We start from the raw sequence: 26,610 nt of genomic DNA, 5'->3' as shown, positions 1-26,610 counted from the left end.
GCGGGCCATCAGGGGATCAGGTAAAACTCAGAGCACGGACTTCACGGTCTGGGCGACATTGGCCGCGGTGAAGCCAAAGGCTTCGAACAACTGCTTGGCCGGGGCGGATTCGCCAAAGTGGTCCAGACCAACCACGCCGCCTTCCAGGCCGACATACTTGCGCCAGAAGTCGGACACGCCGGCTTCCACCGCCACGCGCGGCAGGCCCGCCGGCAGCACCGAGGCGATATAGGCCTTGTCCTGGCGGTCGAACACATTGGTGGACGGCATGGAAACCACGCGCACGGCAATGCCTTCTTCGGCCAGCAGGGCCTGGGCTTTCAGCGCCAGCTCGACTTCCGAGCCGGTGGCGATCAGCACGGCGCGGGCCTTGTCCGCCTCGCGCAGCACATAGCCGCCGCGACGGATGGCGGCGATTTGCTCGGCGTCGCGGCTGAGGAAGGGCAGGTTTTGCCGGCTGAAAATCAGCGTGGACGGGCCATCCTGACGTTCGATGGCGGCCTGCCAGGCCACGGCGGATTCCACCGTGTCAGCCGGACGCCAGGTGTCCATGTTCGGGATCAGACGCAGGGTGGCGGTTTGCTCGACCGGCTGGTGGGTCGGGCCGTCTTCGCCCAGACCGATCGAGTCGTGGGTAAAGACAAAAATCGGGTTGATCTTCATCAGCGCCGCCATGCGCAGGGCATTGCGGGCGTATTCGCTGAACATCAGGAAGGTGGCGCCGTAGGGCTTGAAGCCGCCGTGCAGGGTGGCGCCGTTCATGATGGCGGCCATGCCGAATTCGCGCACGCCGTAATACACATAGTTGCCGCCTTGCTCGCGGCTGACGCCCTTGGAGCCGCTCCACAGGGTCAGGTTGGAGCTGGCCAGGTCGGCCGAGCCGCCCAGCAGTTCGGGCAGCGCCGGGGCAAAGGCTTCGATGGCGTTCTGCGAGGCCTTGCGGGTGGCGATGGTTTCGCCCTTGGCGTTGATTTTTTCAATCGCGGCGGCGGCGTGTGCAGCCCAGTTGGCCGGCAGTTCGCCGCGCATGCGGCGCTCGAACTCGGCGGCTTCGGCCGGGAAGGCGGCGCGGTAGGCGGCAAAGCGCTCAGTCCATGCGGCTTCGCTCGCGGCGCCGGCTTCGCGGGCGTTCCAGGCGCTGGCGATGTCGGCCGGAATCTCGAACGGCGCGTGCGGCCAGTTCAGATGGGCGCGGGTGGCGGCGATTTCGGCGTCGCCCAGCGGCGCGCCGTGCACATCGTGGCCGCCTTCTTTATTGGGCGCACCCTTGCCGATTTTGGTGCGGCAGCAGATCAGCGTCGGGCGGGCAGTATCGGCCTTGGCGGCGGCGATGGCGGTGTCCAGCGCGGCAAAGTCGTGGCCGTCGATGGCCGGAATCACTTGCCAGCCATAGGCCTCAAAGCGCTTGACGGTGTCGTCGGTGAACCAGCCTTCCACATCGCCATCAATCGAGATGCCGTTGTCGTCGTAGAAGGCAATCAGCTTGCCCAGGCCCCAGGTGCCGGCCAGCGAGCAGGCTTCGTGCGAGATGCCTTCCATCAGGCAGCCATCACCCAGGAACACCCAGGTGTGGTGATCGACAATGGCGTGGCCGTCGCGGTTGAATTCAGCCGCCAGGACTTTTTCCGCCAGCGCCATGCCCACCGCGTTGGTGATGCCCTGGCCCAGCGGGCCGGTGGTGGTTTCCACGCCCGGCGCGTAGCGGTATTCCGGATGGCCAGGAGTTTTGCTGTGCCACTGACGGAAGGCTTTCAGGTCGTCAATCGACAGGTCGTAGCCGGACAGGTGCAAGAGGCTGTACAGCAGCATCGAGCCATGGCCGTTGGACAGCACAAAGCGGTCGCGGTCAAACCAGCCGGGGTTGGCCGGGCTGTGCTTCAGGTGGTGGCGCCAGAGGGCTTCGGCAATATCAGCCATGCCCATCGGCATGCCGGGGTGACCGGAGTTGGCTTTCTGCACGGCATCCATGGAGAGGACACGGATGGCGTTGGCAAGATCGCTGCGGGAGACCATGAAATACGAACCTCGTGTGCTTGAGTGGCGGCTGGCAAAGCCGGTAACAAAATCATGCGATTATCGCCGATAGCGGCCATGGGCGGCAACTTTGCTGCATAGGCCAATGCGCCATGGCCGGCCCAAAAACACACATGGCGCCCACCCAAAGGGCGGACGCCATGGCAAAACCAGCCAAAAAACCGGGCAAGGCGGGCTATTTGCTGCCCCACAGGGTCACGCCGCTGGCCACGGTGTTGGCGTCCAGCCGCGACTGGAAGGTATAGCCGGCAAACACCTTGCCCAGCGCGCCATTGGCCATGACCCCCTGCACCACCATATTGTTGCCATCCAGATACTGAGACGGGTTGCTGAAGGTGCCGTCGCTGCCGACATTGCCCTGCGCCTGCAAGCCCACGCGCAGATTGGCGGCGGTCAGGTCAAAGCGGGTGCCAAACCGGCTGCGCTCGAAATCCACCCACAACCGGGCGTTTTCCACATTGGCCAGCTGGCTGACGCCATCGCGCTGCACCTGGGCCATCGACCCCTGCAAGCCAAACTCGGCCCCACCGTACGGCACCTGCCAAGTGGCGCTTTGATGGCGCAGCAACGCATAGTCGCCGGTCAGCACGCTGACGCGGTAATCCTTGCTCATCAAATCGGCCAGATTCAGGTTGGCGCCCTGCTCAGCCACGCCTTGCCAGCGCCCCCAGGCAATGGCGGCTGGGCCCTGCGGCGTCGCAACCGGCGTCGGTGTCACCATCAGGCTGGAGGCTTTGTCCAGCTCGGCCAGCTTCAGCGGCGCCAAGCTGGTGGTGTCCGGGTTGGCGTCCGAGGTGTTGTGGCGACTACCGGCCTTGATCTTGCCGGATTCATCCGGCAGTGGCGGCGTGGTGGCATCCGGCGACAGCGCCTTGCCGCGCAGCAGCTCTGGCGCCAGTTGGCCACGGCTGACCTGCAAGACGCCATCACGTTGCTGGTTGGCAAACAGCTCGCGGCTGTACGGCGTTTCGCACGGTCCGCCGCCTTCCGGCGCACAACCCTGGCCAAAACCGCTGACCACCACGCCGCCGGACAGTACGGCAATGCGAGTGGTCTGCGCATCGGTAAATACGGTAAAGTCGGTGCCCCGCACACCAATGGCGGCCACCGGGGTGTTGAAGCGGAAGTTCTGCCGGGCGTTTTTCACCGCCTGACCGGAGATGCTGCGCGCCACCCCCTCACGCAATTCAAATTTGAAGCGGCTATTGGCCGGGGTGTGTGAATCCGCCTGATAGGCGATAATGCTGGCGTCGCTATTGGGCCGCAGGATCAAAAAACCGTTGTCCACGGTCTTGATGTAGACATAGCCATCGGCGCCCGTGCTGAGGCGGTCGCCAGCCTGCACGCTGTGGCCGGCCTTGACCGCCTGACCCTGCACGCGCACCTCGCCCACGCTGAGCACCACCTTGCCGGCTTCATCTGCCCAGGCAGATGCCGCCAGACCCCACAGGGCCAAGGCACACAGATTGCGGACATGGGTTTGCTTGAACATGCTGAATCTCCCTGGACATCACGCTGTCGGTGTGGCCGGGCCCAGAACCGGCAACGCGCAATACATATACATTTGACAGGATAGCATTTTGGGTGTGACCCGACACGGAAAACTTGCCTGCCGCATCATGGGCTTAGCGCTATTGGCGCTGGCCGCTGGCATGGTGCGCGCCGATGACGGGGCTGGCAGCGACAATCCCTATCTCGACGCCATGCAGCCGCTGATCGACGGTCGCTACGAAGAGGCCGGCGAGGCCTTGCGCCGCCTGGTGGCGCGCGAACCCGAACATGCCGGCGCCTGGCTGGATCTGGCCATTCTGCAATGTGGCCTGGGCAATGCCAGCGAGGCCGAATTGCTGTTTGATGCCATTGAGGCGCGTTTTGATCCGCCGCCCGGCATCCGCGAAATCATCGCCCTGCAACGCGCCAAGGGCTGCCATGGGCCATCGGCGCGCTGGGAAGGCCGGCTCAAGCTGGGGCGTGGCAGCGACAGCAACGCCAACCAGGGCGCCAGCAACCCCAATTTCTCTATCGGCCAGGGCAGCAGTGTGTTGAATCTGGTGCTGTCGCCTGAGTTCACCCCGCACCGCGACCGCTTTAACCAGATCACCCTGGACGGCGCGGTCAGCGGCCTGAGCAATGGCTGGCAAGGCTATGCCCAACTGCAAAGCCGCCGCTACGACACCCAGCGCCGTTACGACAGCGAATCCGCCCTGCTGGGCGCCGAGCGCCCCTGGCGGCTGGGCCGTTGGGACGCACGGCTGGGCGCCAGCGTTGGCCTCACCCGCCTGGGCGGCGAAAGCTATCAACGTTACGCCACCATCAGCGGCTGGCTGGCCCCGCCGCTGGCGCTGCCAACCGGTTGGCAGCTGGGCTGGCTGAACAGCTTCAGCCATGTGGTTTATCCGTCGCGCTCGCATTTTGATGCCAGCCTGTGGGAAAGCCGCGCCGTGCTCTCCCTCCAGCATGGGCCATTGTGGGTGCAAGGCAGCGCTGGCTACGGCCTGGACGTGGGCAGCCACGAACGCGCTGGCGGTGACCGTCATGGGGTGTTTGCCAGCCTGAACGCCCGCGCCCTGCTGGGAGGGGGCTGGCTGGGCGAGTTGAGCTGGCAGTATCAAAACTGGGCCGGTGCACAAGCCTATTCACCCGGCCTGATCGACGTGGCGCGCCGCCAGTACACCCAACTCACCCGCGCCACCCTGTGGTATGAGCTGACCAAACAGCAGGCGCTGTATCTGGAATACCGGGGCGTGCGCAACCGCGAGAATATCTCGCTGTTTGAATATCAAAGCCGCGCCTGGCAGTTGGGCTGGCAATGGCAGTTTGGCCGCTAAACGCGGCTCACAAAACCCTCCTGGCGTTGTTATGCGAGCTTGCCGTGCGACGTGCACTGTCTGCGCTCGCATGCCTAGCCAGGAACGCTGCGCTGCATTTTGTGCGCGCTTCTTGCGTCACTGACCAAACCCGCCTGATGCAGTGCACACGCCTGCTTTGTTCAGCGTCAGGAGATATCCGGGTTTGTTGTGCGGGTTTGGCGGCGAAACCGCGCGCCCTGGCCCGGTTTCGGCTACAATCCGGCTGATTCAACATCCCCGCCGCCACGCGTTGCCGTGGCGGTTTTCACATCATGCAAACCATCCAGACCCTCGCCGCCCATATTCTCGACACCGTGCTGTCGGGCAAGAACCTGACCGACACGCTGGCCACTGCCTGGCGTCAGCATCCTGCGCTGGCCCCGGCCGAGCGGGCGGCGGTGATGGACATCACCCATGGCGCGCTGCGTCACTACGGCTGGCTGCGCGGCGCGCTGGACAAGCTGCTGAGCCGACCGCTGACCGACAGCCACATCGACCGTCTGCTGATTGTTGCCCTGTATCAGCTGGAGCACACCCAGGCCGCGCCCTACGCCATTGTCGACCACGCCGTGCGCGTGGCCACCGCCCACGAAGGTGGTCGGCTCAAGGGGCTGACCAATGCCGTGCTGCGCAACTTCCAGCGCCGTCACGACGAACTGGCCGCCGCGCTGCGCCGCGAGCCGACGGCCTTCTGGAATCACCCGGATTGGTGGGTGGGCGCAGTGCAGCAGGCTTATCCAAAAGACTGGAAAGCCATTCTCACCGCCAGCAATCAGCACCCGCCGATGACCGTGCGCGTCAATCGCCGCCGCCTCAGCGTGGCCGACTGGCTGACTCGCCTGCAAGAGGCCGGCCTGGAAGGTGTGGTGCTGGAGGGCGATGCCGTGCGTCTGGTCAAGCCGGTGCCGGTGGATAAATTGCCCGGTTTTGCCGAGGGCGATGTGTCGGTGCAGGATGCCGGCGCACAACTGGCCGCCGACTGGCTGGAAGTGGCCGACGGCATGCGCGTGCTGGACGCCTGCGCCGCACCGGGGGGCAAAACCTGCCATCTGCTGGAGCGCGCCCAACTGGATCTGACCGCGGTGGATAACGACGCCCACCGCCTGCAACGGGTGCAAAGCAACCTCACCCGTCTGGGCCTGAGCGCGCGCTGTCTGACCGGCGACGCCAGCCGGCCCAAGGCCTGGTGGGATGGCCAGATGTTCGACCGCGTGCTGGCCGATGTGCCGTGCTCGGCCTCGGGCGTGGCGCGCCGCCACCCGGACATCAAATGGACGCGCCGGCCGACTGACATTCCCTCGCTGGGCCGCCAGCAGGGCGCGCTGGCCGATGCGCTGTGGGCGCTGGTGGCGCCGGGCGGCAAGATGCTGTACGCCACCTGCTCGATCTTTCCGACTGAAAACCGCCGTCAGATCGACGCCTTTCTGACTCGGCACGTCAATGCCGAGCTGGAACGCGACATTCAGCTGTTGCCCGACGAAAACCATGATGGCTTTTATTACGCGCTCATCCGCAAAACCTGAGCCCGCCCGCTGGCTGGTTTGGTTGGCGCTGGCCATCAGCCTGTGGCTGGTGGCGCTGCCCAGTCGCGCCGAGGGCATTAATCCCCGGCTGGCCAGCCTGGCCTTGCAGGATGGCTATCTGGTGGCCAATACCCGCTTTGCCATCCAGCTCAACCCCACCCTCAGCGACGCGCTGGACGAAGGCGTGCCGCTGGCGTTTCGCTTGCAGTTTCGCCTGAACCGCCCCCGCCTGTATGCCTGGTGGCAGCAGTTGAGCGGCGGTTTTGAGCCCACCGCCGAGCAGCAATACAAATTGTCGTTTCACAGCTTGACGCAAACCTGGCGGGTGTCGGTGGGCGGCGCGCTGTACAAAAGTTATCCCACTTTGAACGATGCCCTGGCTGCCATTGGCGCCATCCGCGGCTGGCGGGTGCTGGGCAAGGCCGCGGTGGGCAAAAGCCGGCTGAGCGAGTTTGCTGGCGAAGTGCGGCTGAGTCTGGACATCAGCCAGTTGCCACGTCCGTTTCAGCTGTCGGCGCTGGGCGCCACCGACTGGAAACTGGAATCCGACTGGACGCCGATGGCGCTGGAAGGAGAGCACTGATGCGCGTCTGGCTGGCTTCTACCGCCCTGTTGGGGCTGATTCTGCTGTATCTGCTGGCGATATCCACCGGCAACACCTCGCGCCTGGCCGAGTATTACTGGGAAATCTTTTCGCTGACCAGCTTGCTGACCGTGGGCCTGATTGGCTTTATCGGCCGTCAGCTGTGGCAAATCCGCCAGAAAATCCAGGCCAAGGTGTTTGGCGCCAAGCTCACCCTGCGTATGGTGGCGATGTTTGCCCTGGTGGCCATTTTGCCCGGTATTTTGATGTTCACCGTGTCGGTGCAGTTTCTCACCAAGAGCATCGAGAGCTGGTTTGATGTGCGCGTGGAGGCCGGGCTGGATCGCGGCCTGAGCTTGGGGCGCAATGCGCTGGATTATCTGCTGACCGATCTGGATTACAAAGCCCAGCAAGTGGCGCGCGAGCTGAACGGGGCGCCGGCGCTGAGCGCCACGCTCAAGCTGCCGGCCTTGCGCAATCAGCTGGGCGTGCATGAAATCGCCGTGTTCGACCGTCACGGCCAGCTGATCGCCGCTGCGGGCGAGCCAGGCGCGGGCGCCGAACCGCCGCAAGCGCCCTCGCGTGAAGTGCTGGAGCGCATTGCCAATGGCCAGCCGTTTCGCACCACCGAAACCCTGGCCGGACGCGGCATGGTGCTGCGCGTGGCCTTGCCGGCCTACCCGCTGGGCTTTAACAATGAGCGGTTGACCGTACAACTGAGCCAGCCCGCGCCCCGGCAGATTGCCGAAGACGCCGAGCTGGTGGACGCCACCCGCAGCGAATACCGCCAGTTGGCCTTGTCGCGCGAGGGGCTCAAGCGCTTTTACCGGCTGACCCTGGCCCTGACCCTGGTAGTGACCCTGCTGGGGGCGGTGAGTTTAGGGTTTTATCTGTCTGACCGCCTGTCTGCCCCACTGGGCGCGCTGGCCGACGGCACGCGCGCGGTGACCCAGGGCGATTATTCGCGTCAGCATCCGATTTACAGCCGCGACGAGCTGGGTGTGCTCACCGCCATGTTCAACCGCATGACCAAGCAACTGGCCGAGGCGCGCGCGCAAACCGACGCCAGCCGCGCCGAGCTGGAAGCCAACAACGCCTACCTGGAGAGCATCCTGGTCAACCTCAGCGCCGGCGTGGTGGCGTTTGACGGCCACTGGCGGCTGACTGCGGCCAATGTCTCGGCCGAGCGCATTCTGGGCGTGGGCATCGACGAACTGGCCGAACACCCGCTGCCCGACTGGCCACGGCTGGCGCCACGGCTGAGCCCGCTGGTGGACGCCACGCTGGCGCACGCGGACGATGCGCCGGGCGACGACTGGCAGGCCGAAGTCGCCATGGAAGGCGAGCGGCTGGGGCAAACCCTGCTGGCGCGCGGCGTGCGCCTGCCAGAAAAAACCGGCCATGGCTTTGTGATGGTGTTTGACGACATCACCGACCTGTCGCGCGCCCAGCGCGACGCCGCCTGGGGCGAGGTGGCCAAGCGGCTGGCGCATGAAATCCGCAACCCGCTGACGCCGATTCAGCTGTCGGCCGAGCGGCTGCAAATGAAGCTGGCCGACAAGCTGGCGCCCAACGATGCTGATATGCTGGCGCGCGCCACCCGCACCATTGTCGAGCAGGTGAACGCGCTCAAGGGCATGGTCGAGGCGTTCCGCGATTATGCCCGCGCGCCCAAAACCCAACTGGCGCGACTGGACCTGGCGCACCTGATGCGCGAGGTGCTGGCGCTGTACGAGTCCAACCCGGCGGTGCGCGCCAGCCTGCCGGCGCAGCCCTTGTGGATTGCCGGCGACGCCACGTTATTGCGGCAGGTGTTGCACAATCTGCTGGTCAATGCCCAGGACGCGGTGCTTGACGCTGAACAGCCGATGATTCACATTAGCGCCCAGCAAGAAAATGATGCGGTCGTCATCTCTCTGGAGGACAATGGCCCAGGGTTTGCTGCAGAGATCCTGCCGCGTGCCTTCGAGCCCTACGTCACCAGCAAGGCCAAGGGCACCGGCCTAGGCCTGGCGGTTGTAAAGAAGATCATTGAGGAACACCATGGCAGCATTACCGTTGGCAACGTCACCCCGCACGGCGCCCGCATTTGCGTTACGCTGCCTTGCCCGGAGGCATGATGCGAAGTAGCGATATTCTGATCGTCGATGATGAAGTCGGCATTCGCGAGCTGCTGTCGGAAATCCTTCAGGACGAAGGCTACACCGTGGCGCTGGCGGAAAACGCCGAAGTGGCGCGCCAGCTGCGCAACCAAACCCGCCCAGCGCTGGTATTGCTGGACATCTGGATGCCCGATTGCGATGGGGTGACCTTGCTCAAGGAATGGGCCAAGGCCGGGCAGCTGAACATGCCGGTGGTGATGATGTCCGGCCACGCCAGCATCGACACCGCCGTCGAAGCCACCCGCATCGGCGCGTTTGATTTTCTGGAAAAACCCATCGCCCTGCAAAAACTGCTCACCACGGTGCAGCGGGCGATGAAATACGCCGATATGCAGGGCAATCAGGCGCTGAATCTGGATCGTCTGGGCAAAAGCCCGGTGGTGCACGAGCTCAAGCGCGCGCTGGAGCGCGTGGTGCCGGTCAAGTCGCCGATTTTGCTCACTGGCGAACCAGGCGTAGGGTTTGAGCTGGTTGCCCGCTTTTTTCATCAGGCCAACACCCCATGGGTGACGCCGAACAAGCCTGAGCAACTGGCCGACGCGCCGCTGGAACTGCTGCAAAAGGCCAATAACGGCGTGCTGTATCTGCCCGACATCGGCAGCCAGCCGCGCCGCGCCCAACAGGGCTTGTTGTTCCTGCTGTCCAAGCTGGAGCGCTACAACGTGCGCCTGGTGTGTTCGTGCAGCCGGCCGCTGCAAGAGCTGCTGGTCGATCCCGCCTGTGACAACCGCCTGCTGACCGCGCTATCCAGCGTGATTGTGCCCATCCCCAGCCTGCGCGAGCACGCCGACGACATCGTCGAGCTGGCCCAGCAGCTTTTGGCCGAGCTGATCGACAATAAACAGGTGCCGGCGCACCGGCTGACCACTGCCGCGCTGAATGCCCTGCGCCAGTACGACTGGCCGGGCAATCTGGAGCAACTGCGCAGCATCATCAAAAGCCTGGCGCTCACCGCCGACAGCGACGACATCGACGCGCCCGAAGTCAACAAAGTGCTGGCGCAGTTCCGTCAGGAAAAACCACCAGAAGAATCCGGCTTTGACTTTAATCTGCCGCTGCGCGAGCTGCGCGAGCAACTGGAGCGGCGCTACTTTGAGTATCACATTGGCCTGGAAAACGGCAATATGAGCCGGGTGGCGCAAAAAGTCGGCCTGGAGCGCACCCATTTGTATCGCAAGCTCAAGCAATTGGGCGTCAAATTCAGCCGGCGTGGCGCCGAAGACTGATTCCCTACCCGGCGTGCGTTCTGCGCGCCGGGCACATCACTGTGGCAAATTTGCCCATCTGCAAAAAAAATTGGCCAAAAGCCGGCTAACGTCGTATTTCTACGCTGGTTTTTCTGGTCTGCTCTCTCTACACTAGCTCATGACAAATCCATCGGCCAATGGCATGTCCGATGCTTCGGCTTGGCTGCAGCCGTGCCCCGGGTTTGTCCGGTTTTACCGTCATGTGTCCGCAATTGCTCCGTGGGCCTGGCGTTCAGTCACGAGGGAAAGTCGCTAATCCGGGGCGCTTTCCCTCTTTTTTTGCCTGCCGCTCGAAATCCCGCCCCACCCGCGCTACAGTGCCGGTTTTACCTGCCGCTTTCTCCGCCATGAACGACCAACAACTGCTGCGCTACAGCCGCCACATCCTGCTGCCCCAAGTAGACATCACCGGCCAGACCACCCTGCTGGACAGCCACGCCCTGGTGATTGGCGTGGGCGGCCTGGGCTCGCCAGTGGCCATGTATCTGGCCTCGGCCGGCGTGGGCACGCTCACCCTGTGCGACAACGACGTGGTCGAGCTGACCAATCTGCAACGCCAGATCGTCCACGACATCGACAGCCTGGGTCAGCTCAAGGTGGAATCCGCCGCGCGCCGGCTGGGCAAGCTCAACCCGGACGTGCGGGTGCAGGCGCTGGCCCAGCGCATGGACGCCGCCGCGCTGGCCGAGGCGGTGGCCAAGGCCGATGTGGTGCTGGATTGCTCCGACAATTTTGTCACCCGCCACGCCGTCAACGCCGCCTGCGTGGCGGCGCGCACGCCGCTGGTGTCGGGCGCGGCGGTGCGCTTTGATGGCCAACTGGCGGTGTTCGACCCGCGCCAGCACGATGCGCCGTGTTATCACTGCCTGTTTCCCGACACTGGCGACGGCAGCGACGGCCCATGCGCTACCTTTGGCGTGTTTGCCCCGCTGGTGGGCATCATCGGCTGCATGCAGGCGGCGGAGGCGCTCAAGCTGCTGCTGGGCATCGCCTCGCACGCGGTCAACCGCCTGTCGATTTACGACGGCCTCAGCGGCGACTGGCGGCATATGCAACTGGCGCGCGATCCGGCCTGCCCGGTGTGTGGCGGCGCGCACTGACCCTGCCCAGGCGTGTGAGCGCAGACAGGGCGGGCAGTACGGCAAGCGCACACCACAACGCCAGAGGGTTTTGCGCTCGACACGGACGCAGCCATTGCCGGATTGCCCGCAAGCGACTAGGCTGCATGCCTTTGTGCTTCGCGCGTTGACCACAGGCTGCCCCGATGGATCTGAAATGGCTGGAAGACTTCATCAGTCTGGCCGAAACCCATAGTTTTTCCCGCTCGGCCGAGTTGCGCCATGTCACCCAGCCGGCGTTCTCCCGCCGCATCCGCTCGCTGGAAAGCTGGCTGGGCGTGGACTTGATCGACCGCACCGCCTACCCCACCCGGCTGACCCCGGCCGGCGAGCTGTTTCATGGCCAGGCGCTGGAAATCATCGCCCAGCTCAACCACGCCCGCGCCCTGCTGCGTGGCCAGCAATCCGCCCCGCCAGACACGCTGAACATCGCCGTGCCGCATAATCTGGCGCTGACCTTCTTTCCCAAGTGGCTGACCGAGGTCAAGCGCGGCTGCGGCGAATTCAGCACCCGGCTGACCGCCGGCAATGTGCACGACGCGGTGATGGCGCTGGAAAGCGGCAGCTGCGATGTGCTGCTGTGCTACCACCACCCGCACCAGCCGGTGCTGCTCGACCCCGCGCGCTACGATATGCTAGCCCTGGGCGAAGAAACCCTGCGCCCCTACGCCCGCCGCACCGCCAGCGGCCAGCCGGCCTTCAGCCTGCCCGGCAGCCCGCAACAGCCCATCCCGTTTCTGGCCTACGCCGCCGGCGCCTACCTGGAGCGCATGGTGGCGCTGATGGTGGCCAATGGCGAAGAAATCCTCCACCTCACCCCCTGCTACGAAACCGATATGGCCGAAGGCCTGAAAAGCATGGTGCTGGAAGGCCACGGCCTGGCGTTCTTGCCCGACAGCGCAGTGTGCGGCGAAGTGGAGCGCGGCCAGCTGGCGGTGGCCGGCGACGCCCGCTGGCAACTGAATATGGAAATCCGCCTGTACCGCGAACACCGCAGCAGCAAACCACTGGTGAATATGCTGTGGCAGCACCTGCGGGAAAGCACCGTGCGTCGTCGCCGGCCGTAATGGGCGACGGGCGCGACAGTACAAAGCAATACGGCCAGGCCGCGTCACCACGCCGAGAGGGGCATGTGAGCGGCGCTTATCTACGCCCACAGAAAGGCAGCGTTCCGATGTATCGACTCAGCGGCCAGTGCCATTGCCAGGCCATTCAACTGGAACTTCAACTACCCCAACCACCGGCCAGCTATCAGCCGCGTGCCTGTGACTGTGATTTTTGCCGCAAGCATGCCGCCGCCTATGTGTCCGACCCGGACGGCGCGCTGCGCATCCGTGCCCGCCCTGGCGCGCTGGGTTTGTATCGTCAGGGCAGCGCCAAGGCGCAGTGTGTGTATTGCACCCATTGCGGGGTACTGATTGGGGTGATGTACGAGGCCGTGGGCCACCGTTACGCCACGGTGAATGTGCGCGTGCTGGATGGCGAGCCAGGCTTTGCCGACAGCGTGGTGGTGTCGCCAAAAACCCTGTCGGCTGCCGAGAAGGTATCGCGCTGGAAGCAGCTGTGGTGTCGCGGGGTGGAGGTGAAAGAGCGGTAGCGGTGAGGCGTGGGCCTCCCCGCTGCGCTGAGTTTGGGGGGCAACCCTTGGAGTCGCTCACAAAACCCGGTGCAGCGGTCCTGACCAAGCGCGCGGCCGCACACCATACAAAGCAGTACGGCAAGGCCGCGCAATAACGCCAGGCGGGTTTTGTGAGCCGCGCTTAATGATCCGCCCCCGGCCCCACTGCCACCCTGGCCTGCGGCCGCGCCAGCCACACCAGCGCCAGCAGGGTAAGAAACAAAAACCCCGACAGCCAAAAATACTCATTGGCCGCCAGCACCCCGGCCTGGCCGGTGACCAGCCGGTCCAGCGTGGCCAGGCTTTGCTCCGGGCTGAGCCCCGCGCCCATCAAGCCGTCGCGCGCTTGCGTGGCCGCCGGATGAAACGGCGTGATCTGCTCGACCAATTGCGCGTGGTGCAGGGTGGTGCGGTCTTCCCATACCGTGGTGGCGATTGAGGCGCCAAAGGCGCCGGCGGTGATCCGGCAGAAGTTGGACAAGCCAGACGCCGCCGGGATGCGGCTGGGGTGCAGGCCGGACAATAAAATCGCCGTCAGCGGCAAAAACAGCGTGGCCATGCCGGCGCCCAGCACGATTTGCGGCAGCATCACGGTGAAGTTGTCTGCGCCAGTGGTGAAGCCGGCGCGCATGAACGACACCGTGGCCAGCACCACAAACGACACGCTGGCAATCGCCCGCGCATCCAGCCGGGGCAAAAGCTTGCCAATCACTGGCGAGAGCAGCAGGGCCAAAATGCCTACTGGCGCGGCGGTAAGGCCGGCCAGGGTGGCGGTGTAGCCCATTTGCGTTTGCAGCCACAGCGGAATAATCAGAATGCCGCCAAAAAACAGCGAATACGCCACCGACAGCGTCAGCGTGCCGGTGACAAAATTGCGCCGGGTGAACAAAGATAAATCCACCACCGGGTGCGCCTCGGTCAGCTCCCACACCAAAAACAGCACAAAGCTCACCAGCGCCACCAGGCCCAGCGCGACAATCTCGCCGGAGTTAAACCAATCCAGCTCCTTGCCCTTGTCCAGCATGATCTGCAAAGCGCCCACCCACAGCACCAGCAGCACCAGGCCAATCTTGTCGATGGGCAGCTGGCGGGTGGGGCTGTCGCGGTCTTGGTAAATCCGCCAGGTGGCCCAGGCGGCCAGCAGGCCAAACGGCACATTGATATAAAAAATCCACGGCCAGGACACATTATCCGACAGCCAGCCGCCCAGAATCGGCCCGATCACTGGCGCCACCATGGTGGTCATCGACCACATGGCCAGCGCCATGCCGCTTTTGGCCGGCGGATACGAGCTGAGCAACAGCGCCTGCGACAGCGGAATCATCGGCCCGGCCACCGCGCCTTGCAGCACCCGAAAAGCAATCAGCATTTCCAGATTGGGGGCCAGCCCGCACAGCAGCGAGGCCAGCACAAACAACAGCACCGAGGTGATGAACAAACGCACCTGGCCAAAACGCTGGGTCAGCCAGCCGGTCAGCGGCACGGCGATGGCGTTGGCCACGGCAAACGAGGTAATCACCCAGGTGCCCTGCGAGGAGGACACGCCCAGGTCGCCAGAAATCGCCGGAATCGACACATTGGCGATGGTGGTGTCCAGCACATTCATAAAGGTGGCCAGCGACAGCGCCACCGTGCCCAGCAGCAGTTTTGTGCCGCTCAACGGCGGATGGGACGCCGGGGCGTTCATGAGCGGTCCTTGCCCAGATTGTCGGCAATGATGCGGGCAATGCGCGCCTGCGCGGCCTGATCGGCGCCGGCAAAGGCGGTGGTGCTTTGCGCCGGGGCCTGGCGCGGTGCGGTGGCCAGCGCCGGGCCGGATTGGTCATGTTGGTCTACTTCGGCCAGCATCGACAGCCCCACCCGCAACGGGTGTTCGCTCAGTTCTTTCGGGTCGAGGGTGATGCGCACCGGCACGCGCTGCACCACCTTGATCCAGTTGCCGGTGGCGTTTTGCGCCGGCAACAGCGAGAACACCCCGCCAGTGCCCGCGCCCAGGCCGGCCACCTTGCCGTGGTAGGTGACGCTGCCGCCATAAATATCGGCGTGCAGGGTGACGGGCTGGCCAATGCGCATGCCGGCCAGCTGGCTTTCTTTGAAGTTGGCGTCCACCCACAGCGAATTCAGTGGCACGATGGCCATCAGCGGCGCGCCCGGCTGCACGCGCTGGCCCACCTGCACGCCGCGCTTGGCCACATAGCCGGCCACTGGCGCCGGCAGGGTGGCGCGGCTGAGCGCCAGATAGGCCTCGCGCACCCGTGCGGCGGCGCGCGCCACCGCCGGGTGATTTTCCGGGCTGGCATTTTCGGTTTGCGCCGCGCTGGCGGCCAGTTGTTCTTTGGCGGCGCTGAGCGCGGCGCGGGCATTGGCCACGGCGGCGCTGGCGTGGGCCAGCTCTTCGCCGGCCACCGCCTCGCCGCCAGCGGCTTGCCGGCGCTTGAGGTCGTCTTCGGCGCGGCTCAGCTCGCTTTGCCGTTGCGCCAGCAGCGCGGCGCTGGCGGCGCGGTTGGCAAACAGCGCGCGGCTTTGCCGCACCTGCTGGGCCAGGTCGGCCTCGGCCTGCGCCAGCGCCACCTCGGCATCGGCCGGGTCGAGCTTGACCAGCGGCTGGCCGGCGGCAACAAAATCCGTGTCGTCGGCCAGGATGCTGAGCACCGTGCCGCTGGTTTGCGGGGTGATCTGCACCAGATTGCCGCCGACATAGGCGTTGTCGGTGTGTTGGTAATGGCGGGCAACCAGGCCCCACCAGGCGCCATAGGCGGCGCCGGCCAGCGCCAGGCCGGCGACAATGCGCAGCAGCAGGGTTTTGCGGCGGCCGGGCGCAGCCGGGGAGGAAGAAACAGCAGAAGCAGCGTCGGTCATTGGGCGTTCTCGGCAAAATCAGATGAGGCATAACCGCCGCCCAGGGCCTTGATCAGGCCGACGCGGGCTTGTTGGCGGCGGGTGTTGAGCTCCACCGCCTGGCGGCGCTGGGCCAGCCACGGGGCGTCCAGCGCCAGTGCGTCCAGCTCGCTGGCCAGGCCGGCGCGGGCGCGCATTTGCGCGCTGTGGCGGGCGGCGGCGGCCTGGGTCTGGGCGGTGTCGGTTTGGCGGGATTGCGCGGCCAGCGCGCGCAGGCTGGCGGCCTGGTCGGCTACCTCGCGCACCGCGTCCAGCACGGTCTGGTTGTATTGGGCGATCTGGGCGTCGCGGCCAGCTTCGGCGCCGGCCAACGCGGCGCGGCGGGCGCCGCCGTCAAACAGCGGCAGGCTCAGCGCCGGGCCCAGTCCGGCCACCCGGCTGGCTGATTGCAAGAGCTGGCTCATGCCAATGGCGGAATAGCCAATAAAGCTCAGCAGATTGATATTGGGGTAAAACGCCGCGCGCGCGCTGTCCACCTCGCGCCCGCCGGCCTCCACCCGCCAACGGGCGGCGACAATATCCGGACGGCGGCCCAGCAGCGCGGCCGGCAGCACGGTGGGCAAGTCATCACCCGCCGGTGCGCGCAGCTGCGGGCGGTGCAGGGTGTTCGCCAAGGCCGGGCCCTGGCCGGCCAGGGCGGCAATGGCGTGGCGTTGCAGGGTGATTTGCTCGGCCAGCGCCAGCGCCTCTTGCCGGGCGGCGGCGGCCTGGCTTTGCGCGGCGGCCAGCTCGCCAGCATGGGCCAGACCCGCGCGCTGGCGTTGGCCCAGCAGCGCGGCGGCGCGCTCGGCGCTGGCCTGGCTTTCGCCAGCCAGATTGGCCAGCGCGTGCAGCCGCTCCAACCCCCAATAAGCGTGGGTCAGCGCGGCGGACAGCAATAAGCGCGCGCCGGCTTCATCGGCGCCAGCGGCTTGGGCGCGGTCTTGCGCGGCGTCGCGACGGGCGTGTTCGCCGCCGGCCAAATCCAGGTCATAGGCAAAATCCAGGCTGAGCTGGCCCGAGGTGCGCCAGCTGCCAGCCATCGGCGGCGGAACCATGCCGTGCTCGCTGTAGCGCTGGCGGGTGACGTCGGCGTTCAGCGCTGCGCCAGGCAGCAAGGCGGCGCCGGCTTGCTCGCCCACCGCCACCGCCTGACGCAGCCGCGCCCGCGCCAACTGCATCGACGGCGCATCGGCCAGCGCGCGCTCGATCAAGGCGTCCAGCTGCGGGTCGGCAAACGCGCGCCACCACGCGCCTTGCGGCCACGCCGCCTGACCCTGGGCCAAGGGCCCGGACAGGCTGGCCGGCGGGGTCAGCGGCAAGGCCGGCGCGCCCGGCCCGGCGCACGCCGTCAGGCACAGCGCGCCAGCGGCGGCAAGACAAGAAAACACATAGCGCATGATAGCCAAGCATCCAAAACAGGAAGCCCACACTCTACGCCGCTGGCTATGGCGGGATAAGCCGGCAAAAATGGGAAACATTGTCCTGTTGATGGGATAATCACCGTGTTTTCTTTGCCGGGGTGGGCTGATGTCGCAAGCAGATCTCAACCAATTGCTGGTGTTCGCCAAAGTGGTGGAACACGGCAGCTTTATCGCCGCCTCGCGCGCGCTGGGCCTGCCGAAAACCACGGTCAGCCGCAAGGTGCAAGAGCTGGAAGAACGCCTGGGCGCGCGGCTATTGCAGCGCACCACCCGACGGGTGGCGCTGACCGAGGCCGGGGCGATTTATCACGAGTATTGCAGCCGCATCGTGCAGGACATCGCCGACGCTGACCTGGCTGTGGGCCGCGTGCACTCCGCCCCGCGCGGCGAGCTGCGCGTGTCGGCGTCGTTTTCGTTTGGCATGGGTGCGCTGGTGCCCATCGTGCCGGATTTCATGGCCCGCTACCCGGACATCCGCCTGCAACTGGAGCTGCGCAACGACGCGGTGGACCTGGTGGCCGAAGGCTTTGACCTGGCCATCCGCATCGGCCCGCTGGAGGATTCATCGTGCGCGGTGCGCTATCTGGCGGAAAGCCGCCTGGCGCTGTACGCCAGCCCGGACTACCTGGCTCGCGCCGGCATGCCGGCCACGCTGGACGAAGTGGCGCGCCGACCCACGCTGACCTTGTCCCGGCTGGGCCGCCACGGCCGTTTTTACTGGCCGCTGGCCCGGCAAAACGGCGAAGCGCGCGAGCTGGCCATCACCCCGCAACTGGTGGCCAACGACCCCGGCGTGATCAAATTTGCCGCGCTGGCCGGCCTGGGCGTGGCGCTGCTGCCGGTGATCCTGATCCGCCCGGAAGTCGAATCCGGCCAACTGCTGCCGGTGCTGTCCGACTGGGAAGGCCCGCCCACCGAAATCGGCGCGGTCTACCCCAGCCGGCGCGGGCTGTCGCCCAAGGTGCGGGTGTTTATTGATTTTTTGAGCGAGCGGCTGGCGCATTTGAGCGGCAGCCGGCGTGGCTGAAACCGCGCTGCTGGTATATTCTGGAAACCTTAAACCCTACCACTGGAGCGGCTGATGTGCGCTTATGACTACGATGTGTATCACGACTGCTGTCCCACCCGGCTGGTGCTGGAGCGGCTGGCCGACAAATGGGCCTTGCTGATTCTGGACCGGCTGAAACACGGCCCGCAGCGCTTTAACAGCCTCAAGCGCGACATCAAGCGCGTCACGCAAAAAGTGCTGACGCAAACCCTGCGCAAGCTGGAGCGCGACGGCCTGGTCAGCCGCACGGTGCACGCCACCGCGCCGGTGACGGTGGAATACGCGCTGACCCCGCTGGGGCAAACGCTGACCGACACCGTCTCGGCGCTGACCCACTGGGCCGAACTGAATATGGACGCCGTGCTGGCGGCGCAAAACGCCTACGACAGCGCCGCCCAACAGGCAGCCGCGCAGGCCGCCAGCGTGCATCGCATGGGCGCGCGCCCGGCGCTGTCGCCCGCATCACCGGCCTGACCGTGCGGTGTGGGCCTGCGCGCGCGCCGGGTGGTTTCCTTGGGGAAACCTGAGCACCTGAAAGTGCCTCATTGAACACTTGGTTTCTGCTGGATACCATGGTTGCCACACCTCGCCTGCTGTCGGGCGCGGGTTTTTTCTCTCTCCGGGCGCAGTGGCCCGACCAGTCAAGGACAAGGCAATGAGCAAAACAGTCGTGGTGTATTTTTCCGGTTATGGCCACACCCAGCGCGTGGCGCAAGCCGTGGCAGAGGGCGCGGGCGCGCAACTGATTGCCGTGGACGGCGAAGGCAATGTGCCGGATTCGGCCTGGGATGATCTGGCCGCCGCCGACGCCATCATCTTTGGTGCGCCCACCTATATGGGCAGCGTGCCCTGGCAGTTCAAAAAGTTTGCCGACGCCAGCTCGAAAGCCTGGTTCACCCGCGCCTGGCAAGACAAGGTGTTTGGCGGTTTCACCGTCAGCGCCAGCCTGAACGGCGACAAGCAAGTCACCCTGATCAACCTGCAAACCCTGGCCTCGCAGCACGGCGGCATCTGGGTCAGCCTGGGCTTGATGCCCTCCAACACGCTGAACGCCAGCCGAAACGACGTGAACAACCTGGGCGGCTCGGTCGGCCTGCTGGTGCAAGCCCCGTCCGATGCTGGCGCCGAAGCGATTCCTGATGGCGACATCGACACCGCCAAGCGCTATGGCGCGCGGGTGACTGAGGTGGCTAAGCGTTTGAAGGGCTGAGGATTGTTCCGGGCGGCAGGTGTTCCTTCTTGCGCCTGCCGTTGGCTGTTGTTCACCTACTGCCCTCCCCACGCCCGCCGTCCACCTCCACCCATTCCCTATCCTGTGGCGCATCTATGATGCCAGACAGATTCACTGTGTTGTAGATGAATGTACTGTAACGCGAGGTGAACGCCACCCAGTACATGATCCATGGCCACAAAATCGCGTACAATCTGGCTCATAATCCGGAGGTATTGTTATGCTGAATTCTCTAAAAATTAAGCGATTTCGAGCGCTGGAAGACTTTGTTGTTCCAAAGTTAGGTCGTGTCAATTTAATTGTTGGCAAGAACAACGCTGGCAAGAGCACTGTATTAGAGGCATTGCAGATTTATGCAGGCAATGGGGACCCTCGTTTATTAGAGACGTTGGCAGAAAGTCATGACGAACCGTCCCGCCTTGATTGGGGTGCAACACCTCAACCCATTTATGAGTTGCCTTTTGCTAGCTTTTTTACCGGGCGAGTCTTTCCAATAGGGGATGAAGGCATTGAAATCGGTGAAATTGATTCAAATCAACGCCTAATAATTGAACATGGCTATTATGTTGAATGGGACGAAACGGCAACCGATGAGACTGGAGAATTTTTCTCTCGTCAGCGCTTAAAGCGCGTGCCTAAGTCGGAAGTTGAGAAAGCCGAAGAGGCTCCGTTGATTGATGCGCTTTTTATTAAAAAAGGAGAGCGCCTGCTTGGTTTTCGTCTAGATGAGAGAGCCCGTCTGTCTCGCTGGAGTAGGGGGGCTTTAAATACACCTTACGATCTCCCTTGTGTGGCTATCCCGACAGGATTTATCTCCATTAATGATTTGGCTGACGAATGGGATAAAATTGCGCTAACCGAAAAACAAGAGACAGTTAAAGAGGCACTGCGCCTGATAGATTCAAAATTTATGGACATTTCTTTTGTTCGAGATGAGCGCGAAGACTATCGCCGCTACCCCGATCGCTCTTTAACGCGCACAGCAAAGATTAAACTAGAGGGGCAGCCAATGCCAGTACCCTTAGGAAGCATGGGCGATGGCATGTTAAGAGTGTTGCAAATTGTACTGAAGGTATTTGCCGCTCAGGGTGGATTTTTATTGATTGATGAGTTTGAAAACGGCTTGCATTATAGTGTACAGGAAAAGATTTGGAATCTTATTTTTGAATTGGCTGAGCAATTAAACATTCAAGTATTCGCTACTACTCATAGCTGGGATTGCATTGAGAGCTTTAGTACGGTAGCAATTAAACACCAAAAAAGCGAGGGCGTATTGTTCCGCATGGGCCGCAGCGCCCGCACCAGCGATCACGGCAAGGTGATTGCTACGGTATTTGATGAGAACCAGTTGCTCAATATCACCCAAGCTGATGTTGAGGTGCGTTGATGAGCCAGAATATCCTGATCGTCGAAGGTGAAGCCGACCGAGGGTTTTTTGAGGCGCTATGCAACACGCTGCAATTGGAGGTGAGCGTCGAAGTGGCCCCGCCAAAGCAGTTGGGCGGTACGCACAACACCAAGGAGGGTGTATTCAATATCCTGTTGGATACTTATCTACAGCAACTGAACGATGGCGCGGTGTCACGGCTGGCAATCGTCGTGGATGCTGACGCTGCCGAGCACGGACAGGGCTTTGCTCGTACATTGCGCCGAGTTGAGAAAATTGTCAGCGAATATGGTTTTTCCACCCCGACTGCCGCCACAGCAGGCGGCTGCCTGTTCCAGCATTCAGACGGATTGAACCCCTTCGGGTTGTGGATCATGCCCAATCATGCCGACGATGGAATGTTGGAGCATTGGTTGAGCGAGTGCGTCAGTCAGGAACAAATAGCGCTGTTTCATCATGCTCAAGCCTGTGTAGATGCCTTGCCGACACAGCTGTTCAAACCCTTGCGCCGCGCCAAGGCAGATATCGCGACTTGGCTGGCCTGGCAGGAAAAACCTGGGGAAGGCTTGTATCACTGCGTTGAGGCAGGGTTGTTGGATGAAACAGCGCAACAGTATCAAGCATTGGTCAGTTGGCTGCGCGCAGTCTTCTCGCCTACCTGAAGTGCGGTAAACAGCGGTGGTTCAGCCCGCCGCTGTTTCTCTCTTTTACCCCTCCCCCACCCGCCGCACCACCCCGCGCCCGCCATCCACCTCCACCCATTCCCCGTCTTGCAGCGCGTCCATAATGCCCGGCAGGTTCACCACTGCCGGCAGGGCGAATTCGCGGGCGACGATGGCGGCGTGGGAGAGATAGCCGCCGGTTTCCACCACCAGGCCGCCAGCCTTGAGAAACAGCGGGGTCCAGCCGGGGTCGGTGGCGGGGGCCAGCAGGATTTCGCCGGCTTGCAGCGCCACGCCTTCTGCCGGGTGGCGGATGCGGCGCACGCGGCCGCGCGCCACGCCAGCGCCGGTGGCCAGGCCGCGCCAGCGCTGGCCGTCGGTGGGCGCGGTAGGGGTGGGCAGTGCGCCGGCAGTGTGTCGGCCGTCGGGCTGGATCAGCAGGTATTCCGGCGCGGTTTCGGTTTGCCAGCGAGCAAAGCGCGCCTGGCGATCCAGCAGCCTTGCGCGCAGGCTGGCGGCGGGCAGGCTGCCCTGACAGGCGCTGTCGATTTCCCACAGAAACAGATGTTGCAAGGCGTCGCGGCCTTCGTCGGCGTGCAGCACACCGCGCTGGCGCAGCAGGGCAATGGCGCCGTCGGCCAGGTGACGCACGGCGTCCAGGTTGTCGATCAGTGCGCTGCGCGCGGCTTCGCGCTGATTGCATTCGCGGTTGGCGGCGCGCGCCAGCCAGCGCAGCAACAGGCGGGTGGGCCACGGCGCGTGTTGGCGGATGCGCGCCCAGGCTTGCGCGGCGGCCTGTTGCTGGCGTTGGCGCAGCGCGTCGGCGTCGATGTCGGCCAGGCTGTCCAGCTGGGCCAGCAGGCTGTCGGGCTGTTCGCGCCAGCTGGCGCTGCGAAAATAGGTTTCGTAATGGCCGCGATGGCCATAGGCCTGCATAAAATCCGCCAGCGCGCGCTGAAACCCCGTTGACTCACGGCCTTCCTGCCGCGCCCGTTGTGCCAGCGCCAACAAGGCATAGTTTTGCTGCACGGTGACGCTGGCTTCGCCGCCGGCCAGCAGCGCCGCGCCCAGCGCGTCGCCCTCGCCGGGAAAGGCTTTTTCCAGGGTGTCGCGCAGCAATGACAGGCTGCCGCCGCCCGAGCCCTGCAAGAAAAACATGTCGAACTCACTGCGCGCCACCTGGCCAGCTTCCTGAATGGCGGCGCGCAACACGGCATGTTCTGCTGGCGGCGGCGCGGCGCGTAGGCGCTGGGCCATGGCGCGCACGCGGACAATGGCCGCCTCGCCGCGCTGGCGCACGGCGCCGGCCCGACGCAGATAACGCAGCATATTCAGCCCACGGCGCAGGCGCTCACGCCAGGTGGACGCCGGCACGGTAATTTCTGGCTGATGGCCGCCCATCATCACGTTCATCGACGTTGGCGGCACGTTCACCGCGTTCCACAACTCCCATTGCATGATGCTGGCTTCCAGATACAGGCGGCCATGAAACAGCCCGGCGCGCTGCACGCCGTCTTGCAGGGGGTAGCCGGCCAGCCGCGCGCCTTGCTCCAACAGGGCGTTGACCCCGCGCCGGGAGAAATTCCAGTCAAACGCCGCCAACGGGTCGGGCAGCAGCTCGCAGGTGTTGCCGCGCGTCCAGATCGCTGGCTGGTTTTGCAGCGCCGGGTAGGTGTAGTGCGGGCGGCGGGTAACCGGCCGGGCCTGGGTCAGCCAAAAGCGCGCGCCGTCCCATAGCCATTCCAGGTCGTAAAACGGCGCGACAAAATCCAGCGCGTAAGCGGCGTCGCGCAGCAGTGCGGCCAGGGCTTCAATCTGGGCGGCATCCAGCACCTGTCGGCTGGTCTGCACAACGGGTGTGGCGTGTAGTTCGGTGCCGCCGCCGTCGGCGCAGCGCCGTTGTTGCGCCTTGCCGCCCAGCCGACAGCTGAGCACGCGCCAGCTGTCGGTGGCGTCTTCCGCCAGCAGGTATTCGTCGCCGTCGGCCTCGCCGCCCACCAGCGCCTCGCCCAACCCCCAGTGGGCATGAATCAGCATGCGGTCTTCGCGGCCGTCGCGCGGGTCGCAGGTAAAGGCGATGCCAGCCGCGACTGCCGGCAGCAGCGGCATGATGATCACCGCCATGCGCGCTTGGCCGGCAATGCCCAGCCGCTGGCGGTAGGCGCGGGCGCTGTCGCTCAGCAAAGAGGCGCGCACGGCGGCAATTGCCTCGGCCAGTTGTGCGGCGCCGCAGACATTCAGGCAGCTGCGGTGAATGCCGGCAAACGAGGCGTGCGCGCCGTCTTCGCCGACGGCGGACGAGCGCACCGCCAGCGGCCTATCCGCCCAGCCGCGCGCCTGCACCGCCGCCCAGGCGTGTTCGGCTTCGTCGGCTGGCGCAGTGGCGGCAGCGGGCAGGACGATAAATTCGGCCACCGGCAGGCCATAGCGGCGCAGCTGCGCCAGTTGCCAGGCTTTGCCGCCCACCGCGTCGGCGCTGGCGTCCAGCACGGCGTGGTCGTCGATCATCCGATGGGATATGTCAGATATGGCGTTCATGCGCGCACCTCCAGTCCACCCAGAAACAACATCAGCATGGTGTCAAATTCGGCCTGTAGCGCGGGCGCCTGGCCGGTCAGCCAGCGCAGCAGCGCGGCCAGATAAAGAAACTCCAGATACACCGCCAGCGCGGGCGCGCCCATGTCGGCGCGAAACTGGCCGGCGGCCTGGCCTTCGGCAATCAGCGCGGTAAAGATGCGCTCCAGCCCGCTGCGCTGGGCTTCGTCGTCCGGGCAGCGCCGCTCGGCCAGCCGGTATTGCACATAGGGCAGCAGATAGGCGCGGTGCGCCTCGGACCACGCCGCGCTCAGGGCAAAAAACTTGGCCAGCCGCGCCGCGCCCACCGGCTCGGCCGCCATCACCGCGCCCATCTGGCTGACGCTGTCGCGCAGTTCGCGGTGAAAGCGGTGGCGCAGCAGGGCTTCTTTGACCGGAAAGTGTTTATACAGCGTGGCCTTGGCCACGTCGGCCTCGGCGGCGATGCGTTCCATGGTCACCGCCTCGTAGCCTTCGGCTTCGAATAGCGTCCAGGCGGTGTCGGCCAGGTGGTCGAGCTGTTGCAGGCGCTTGCGTTCGCGGCGGCCCAGCTCGGTGCTGATGTCATTCATGTGCGTAAGCTCTGTTGTTGCGCCAGGGCGGCGCGTTGCGGGTGGCGGCGGTAGCGGCGCGCGCCCCACCATTCGAATAGCGCAAACAAGCGGTAATCCAGCGGCGGGGCCACCAGCCACGGGCGGTGGCGCTGGTATGCCGCCGGCACGTGGCAGCGTTTGCGCGCCGGGTCGAGGGTGACTTGCGCCACGGCAAAGCCGGGCTGGGCACCCAGCGCCGCCACTTGCACACCATCGCTGTCGGCAATGCAGCTCAAACCCGGAAAATGCGAATCCGCCGCCGGCAGCCAGCCTGGCATCGGCGATTGCCAGCGCCCGCATTTATTGGCCATCGCCACCGGCAGGCCAAATAGTGCCGCCATGGCGGCGGGGCTGTCGCGCAGGATGGTCAGGTAGGCCTCCAGGCCGCGCTGGCCGCCCAGCGAGGCCGGTGGCATCGGCGCGCTCAGCGGCATCAGCCACACATCCGGCTCAGCAGCCAGCAGCGGGTCCACCACTTCGCGCAGGGCGTTGTCGTAGCAGATGGCCACGCCGATGCGCCCCAGCTCGGTGTCGATCACCTGCGCGCCAGGCGAGGGGGCAAACACCGCGCGCTCCAGCGAGCAGGGATGCGCCTTGCCCACCCGGCCGACAATCTGGCCGGCCGGCGAAGCCAGGGCAAAGGTGTTGTAAAAGTGCTCGCCGCGCGCTTCCAGATAACTGCCGCCCAGATACAGGCCGTTGGCGCGAGCGGTGTCCTGCAAAAAGCGCTCAACCAGCCCGCCCTGCGGCTGCGCCCAACGCCATACCTCGGCGGTAAACCAAAACGGGCTGGCGAACAGCTCGGGCAGCAGCGCCAGTTGCGCGCCGCAGGCGGCGGCTTGCTCGGCCTGCTTGGCCAGCCAATCCAGGCTGTCGGTCAGGGAATGGGAGATGGCTTCTGGCTGTAGCACTGCCAGGGTAAGCGTGCGTGACATGATGGGCTCACCAGTATGTATACGACGGATAAAAATATACGACGTATATTTATTTCCGGCAAGGGAAATCGTGGTGGTCATCTGGCCCTGCCAAGCGACGCGGGCGCGTGGGCCGTGATATGGTTTGTTCGGTTTTCCGAACGGCGAACAGGGGGCTGTTCGGGCTGCCGGACGGCGCGGGTGAGGTTGGTTGGTGAAACATCATGTCAATCATGTGTTTGCGTGTTTTTGCGGCGGGCGGCTTGCGCTGGCCCGCTTTCTGCTAATTCAGTGTGGCGAGATGGATAAGGCAGCCGCTGCCGCCCGATGCAACTTGGGCGTGCGGCATTGAGCTGCTACCTTGAATCATGGCGCCATCGCCTCTGAGCGATGGCCGCCGGAATTTGACGCATGGCGTGGGCCATGTGCATGCACAGGAGATTTAGATGCGCACTTCGATCCGTTTGATGGCTCTGGCTGTTTCTTCCGCGCTGTTGGCCGCCCCGGCCATGGCCGACACCCTGCAAAAGATCAAGGACACCGGCACGATCACCATCGGCCATCGTGAATCGTCGATTCCGTTCTCCTACCTGGACGGCAATCAAAAGCCGGTGGGCTACTCGATGGAGCTGTGCAACAAGATCGTCGATGCGGTGAAAAAAGAACTGAAGATGCCGGCGCTGGTGACCAAGCTCACCCCGGTGACCTCGCAAACCCGCATCCCGCTGATGACCAACGGCACCATCGACCTGGAATGTGGCTCCAC

At 64.7% G+C, this 26,610-nt stretch carries 22 protein-coding genes; 14 read left to right on the top strand and 8 right to left on the bottom strand.

Annotated elements, in window-relative coordinates:
• Nucleotides 1–27: 27 nt before the first annotated feature.
• Nucleotides 28–2,013: a transketolase gene (gene tkt, locus DFR34_RS15915; RefSeq protein WP_110392144.1), complete on the bottom strand. Its 1,986-nt coding sequence runs from the start codon at nt 2,011–2,013 to the stop codon at nt 28–30.
• A gap of 196 nt (nt 2,014–2,209) precedes the next feature.
• Nucleotides 2,210–3,526, bottom strand: a complete 1,317-nt coding sequence (locus tag DFR34_RS15910) for a FecR family protein (RefSeq protein ID WP_110392143.1) — start codon at nt 3,524–3,526, stop codon at nt 2,210–2,212.
• A 94-nt stretch (nt 3,527–3,620) separates the two neighbouring features.
• Between DFR34_RS15910 and DFR34_RS15905 the strand changes: the two genes are divergently transcribed.
• From DFR34_RS15905 to DFR34_RS15870, 8 genes are all read left to right on the top strand, one after another.
• On the top strand, nt 3,621–4,862 hold the full coding sequence (locus DFR34_RS15905; RefSeq protein WP_146215183.1) for a tetratricopeptide repeat protein: 1,242 nt from the start codon (nt 3,621–3,623) through the stop codon (nt 4,860–4,862).
• Between the two features lie 293 nt (nt 4,863–5,155).
• Complete coding sequence (rsmB, locus tag DFR34_RS15900; protein WP_110392141.1) at nt 5,156–6,406, top strand: 16S rRNA (cytosine(967)-C(5))-methyltransferase RsmB; 1,251 nt, start codon at nt 5,156–5,158, stop codon at nt 6,404–6,406.
• A complete protein-coding gene (locus tag DFR34_RS15895; RefSeq protein WP_211309458.1) occupies nt 6,369–6,989 on the top strand; it encodes a DUF4390 domain-containing protein in 621 nt (206 codons plus the stop codon). The genes rsmB and DFR34_RS15895 overlap by 38 nt, the downstream gene beginning before the upstream one ends.
• Complete coding sequence (locus tag DFR34_RS15890) at nt 6,989–9,109, top strand: sensor histidine kinase (protein WP_110392139.1); 2,121 nt, start codon at nt 6,989–6,991, stop codon at nt 9,107–9,109. The genes DFR34_RS15895 and DFR34_RS15890 overlap by 1 nt, the downstream gene beginning before the upstream one ends.
• A complete protein-coding gene (locus tag DFR34_RS15885; protein WP_110392138.1) occupies nt 9,109–10,377 on the top strand; it encodes a sigma-54-dependent transcriptional regulator in 1,269 nt (422 codons plus the stop codon). The genes DFR34_RS15890 and DFR34_RS15885 overlap by 1 nt, the downstream gene beginning before the upstream one ends.
• Nucleotides 10,378–10,745: 368 nt before the next feature.
• Nucleotides 10,746–11,498, top strand: coding sequence for a HesA/MoeB/ThiF family protein (locus DFR34_RS15880; RefSeq protein ID WP_110392137.1), 753 nt, complete (start codon nt 10,746–10,748; stop codon nt 11,496–11,498).
• A 164-nt stretch (nt 11,499–11,662) separates the two neighbouring features.
• Nucleotides 11,663–12,583: a LysR substrate-binding domain-containing protein gene (locus DFR34_RS15875; RefSeq protein ID WP_110392136.1), complete on the top strand. Its 921-nt coding sequence runs from the start codon at nt 11,663–11,665 to the stop codon at nt 12,581–12,583.
• Nucleotides 12,584–12,690: 107 nt separating this feature from the next.
• Nucleotides 12,691–13,113 carry a GFA family protein gene (locus tag DFR34_RS15870; RefSeq protein WP_110392135.1) on the top strand — a complete coding sequence of 141 codons (423 nt, stop codon included), beginning with the start codon at nt 12,691–12,693 and terminating at the stop codon, nt 13,111–13,113.
• Between the two features lie 163 nt (nt 13,114–13,276).
• Here the strand turns inward: DFR34_RS15870 and DFR34_RS15865 are convergent, their stop codons facing one another.
• From DFR34_RS15865 to DFR34_RS15855, 3 genes are read right to left on the bottom strand one after another with little or no spacing between them, the layout of a single operon-like run.
• Nucleotides 13,277–14,821 (bottom strand): DHA2 family efflux MFS transporter permease subunit, encoded by a 1,545-nt coding sequence (locus tag DFR34_RS15865; RefSeq protein ID WP_110392134.1) that lies wholly within the window; start codon nt 14,819–14,821, stop codon nt 13,277–13,279.
• A complete protein-coding gene (locus DFR34_RS15860) occupies nt 14,818–15,993 on the bottom strand; it encodes an HlyD family secretion protein (protein WP_110392133.1) in 1,176 nt (391 codons plus the stop codon). Before DFR34_RS15860 ends, DFR34_RS15865 begins: the two co-directional genes overlap by 4 nt.
• Complete coding sequence (locus DFR34_RS15855; protein WP_158281866.1) at nt 15,990–17,411, bottom strand: efflux transporter outer membrane subunit; 1,422 nt, start codon at nt 17,409–17,411, stop codon at nt 15,990–15,992. Before DFR34_RS15855 ends, DFR34_RS15860 begins: the two co-directional genes overlap by 4 nt.
• 130 nt (nt 17,412–17,541) lie before the next feature.
• On the opposite strand from DFR34_RS15855, the gene DFR34_RS15850 reads away from it, so the two are divergent.
• The 5 genes from DFR34_RS15850 (at nt 17,542) to DFR34_RS15830 (ending at nt 21,763) form a co-directional block, all read left to right on the top strand.
• Entirely contained in the window at nt 17,542–18,462 is a 921-nt protein-coding gene (locus DFR34_RS15850) for a LysR family transcriptional regulator (protein WP_110392131.1), read from the top strand.
• 54 nt (nt 18,463–18,516) lie between these two features.
• Nucleotides 18,517–18,957, top strand: coding sequence for a winged helix-turn-helix transcriptional regulator (locus DFR34_RS15845; protein ID WP_110392130.1), 441 nt, complete (start codon nt 18,517–18,519; stop codon nt 18,955–18,957).
• 181 nt (nt 18,958–19,138) lie between these two features.
• Nucleotides 19,139–19,693, top strand: a complete 555-nt coding sequence (locus DFR34_RS15840; RefSeq protein WP_110392129.1) for a flavodoxin family protein — start codon at nt 19,139–19,141, stop codon at nt 19,691–19,693.
• A gap of 241 nt (nt 19,694–19,934) precedes the next feature.
• Nucleotides 19,935–21,101, top strand: coding sequence for an AAA family ATPase (locus DFR34_RS15835; RefSeq protein ID WP_110392128.1), 1,167 nt, complete (start codon nt 19,935–19,937; stop codon nt 21,099–21,101).
• Nucleotides 21,101–21,763 (top strand): DUF3226 domain-containing protein, encoded by a 663-nt coding sequence (locus DFR34_RS15830; protein ID WP_110392127.1) that lies wholly within the window; start codon nt 21,101–21,103, stop codon nt 21,761–21,763. The genes DFR34_RS15835 and DFR34_RS15830 overlap by 1 nt, the downstream gene beginning before the upstream one ends.
• A 45-nt stretch (nt 21,764–21,808) precedes the next feature.
• On the opposite strand, the gene DFR34_RS15825 is transcribed toward DFR34_RS15830, so the two are convergent.
• Genes DFR34_RS15825 through DFR34_RS15815 form a run of 3 tightly spaced genes read right to left on the bottom strand, consistent with a single transcriptional unit; the run spans nt 21,809 to nt 25,865 of the window.
• Complete coding sequence (locus DFR34_RS15825) at nt 21,809–24,301, bottom strand: PEP/pyruvate-binding domain-containing protein (RefSeq protein WP_245906925.1); 2,493 nt, start codon at nt 24,299–24,301, stop codon at nt 21,809–21,811.
• Nucleotides 24,298–24,909 (bottom strand): TetR/AcrR family transcriptional regulator, encoded by a 612-nt coding sequence (locus tag DFR34_RS15820; RefSeq protein ID WP_110392125.1) that lies wholly within the window; start codon nt 24,907–24,909, stop codon nt 24,298–24,300. Before DFR34_RS15820 ends, DFR34_RS15825 begins: the two co-directional genes overlap by 4 nt.
• Nucleotides 24,906–25,865: a carbon-nitrogen hydrolase family protein gene (locus tag DFR34_RS15815; RefSeq protein WP_158281865.1), complete on the bottom strand. Its 960-nt coding sequence runs from the start codon at nt 25,863–25,865 to the stop codon at nt 24,906–24,908. Before DFR34_RS15815 ends, DFR34_RS15820 begins: the two co-directional genes overlap by 4 nt.
• A 425-nt stretch (nt 25,866–26,290) precedes the next feature.
• On the opposite strand from DFR34_RS15815, the gene DFR34_RS15810 reads away from it, so the two are divergent.
• On the top strand, nt 26,291–26,610 hold a 320-nt coding region (locus DFR34_RS15810; protein WP_146215182.1), incomplete at its 3' end, for a transporter substrate-binding domain-containing protein.

The sequence above is a fragment of the Rivihabitans pingtungensis genome (assembly GCF_003201855.1).
Taxonomy (GTDB): Bacteria; Pseudomonadota; Gammaproteobacteria; order Burkholderiales; family Aquaspirillaceae; genus Rivihabitans; species Rivihabitans pingtungensis.
The sequence above is the reverse complement of the archived record's forward strand: the minus strand, read 5'-3'. Positions and strand labels throughout refer to the sequence as shown.

Bases quoted from the DNA above. Each gene is read 5' to 3' on its own strand.
- DFR34_RS15835 (WP_110392128.1), top strand. From the start codon at position 19,935: ATGCTGAATTCTCTAAAAATTAAGCGATTTCGAGCGCTGGAAGACTTT.
- DFR34_RS15850 (WP_110392131.1), top strand. From the start codon at position 17,542: ATGTCGCAAGCAGATCTCAACCAATTGCTGGTGTTCGCCAAAGTGGTG.
- tkt (WP_110392144.1), bottom strand. From the start codon at position 2,013: ATGGTCTCCCGCAGCGATCTTGCCAACGCCATCCGTGTCCTCTCCATG.
- DFR34_RS15845 (WP_110392130.1), top strand. From the start codon at position 18,517: ATGTGCGCTTATGACTACGATGTGTATCACGACTGCTGTCCCACCCGG.
- DFR34_RS15890 (WP_110392139.1), top strand. From the start codon at position 6,989: ATGCGCGTCTGGCTGGCTTCTACCGCCCTGTTGGGGCTGATTCTGCTG.
- DFR34_RS15840 (WP_110392129.1), top strand. From the start codon at position 19,139: ATGAGCAAAACAGTCGTGGTGTATTTTTCCGGTTATGGCCACACCCAG.
- DFR34_RS15865 (WP_110392134.1), bottom strand. From the start codon at position 14,821: ATGAACGCCCCGGCGTCCCATCCGCCGTTGAGCGGCACAAAACTGCTG.
- DFR34_RS15860 (WP_110392133.1), bottom strand. From the start codon at position 15,993: ATGACCGACGCTGCTTCTGCTGTTTCTTCCTCCCCGGCTGCGCCCGGC.
- DFR34_RS15910 (WP_110392143.1), bottom strand. From the start codon at position 3,526: ATGTTCAAGCAAACCCATGTCCGCAATCTGTGTGCCTTGGCCCTGTGG.
- DFR34_RS15825 (WP_245906925.1), bottom strand. From the start codon at position 24,301: ATGAACGCCATATCTGACATATCCCATCGGATGATCGACGACCACGCC.
- DFR34_RS15875 (WP_110392136.1), top strand. From the start codon at position 11,663: ATGGATCTGAAATGGCTGGAAGACTTCATCAGTCTGGCCGAAACCCAT.
- DFR34_RS15830 (WP_110392127.1), top strand. From the start codon at position 21,101: ATGAGCCAGAATATCCTGATCGTCGAAGGTGAAGCCGACCGAGGGTTT.
- DFR34_RS15880 (WP_110392137.1), top strand. From the start codon at position 10,746: ATGAACGACCAACAACTGCTGCGCTACAGCCGCCACATCCTGCTGCCC.
- DFR34_RS15815 (WP_158281865.1), bottom strand. From the start codon at position 25,865: ATGTCACGCACGCTTACCCTGGCAGTGCTACAGCCAGAAGCCATCTCC.
- DFR34_RS15885 (WP_110392138.1), top strand. From the start codon at position 9,109: ATGCGAAGTAGCGATATTCTGATCGTCGATGATGAAGTCGGCATTCGC.
- rsmB (WP_110392141.1), top strand. From the start codon at position 5,156: ATGCAAACCATCCAGACCCTCGCCGCCCATATTCTCGACACCGTGCTG.
- DFR34_RS15895 (WP_211309458.1), top strand. From the start codon at position 6,369: ATGATGGCTTTTATTACGCGCTCATCCGCAAAACCTGAGCCCGCCCGC.
- DFR34_RS15870 (WP_110392135.1), top strand. From the start codon at position 12,691: ATGTATCGACTCAGCGGCCAGTGCCATTGCCAGGCCATTCAACTGGAA.
- DFR34_RS15820 (WP_110392125.1), bottom strand. From the start codon at position 24,909: ATGAATGACATCAGCACCGAGCTGGGCCGCCGCGAACGCAAGCGCCTG.
- DFR34_RS15855 (WP_158281866.1), bottom strand. From the start codon at position 17,411: ATGCGCTATGTGTTTTCTTGTCTTGCCGCCGCTGGCGCGCTGTGCCTG.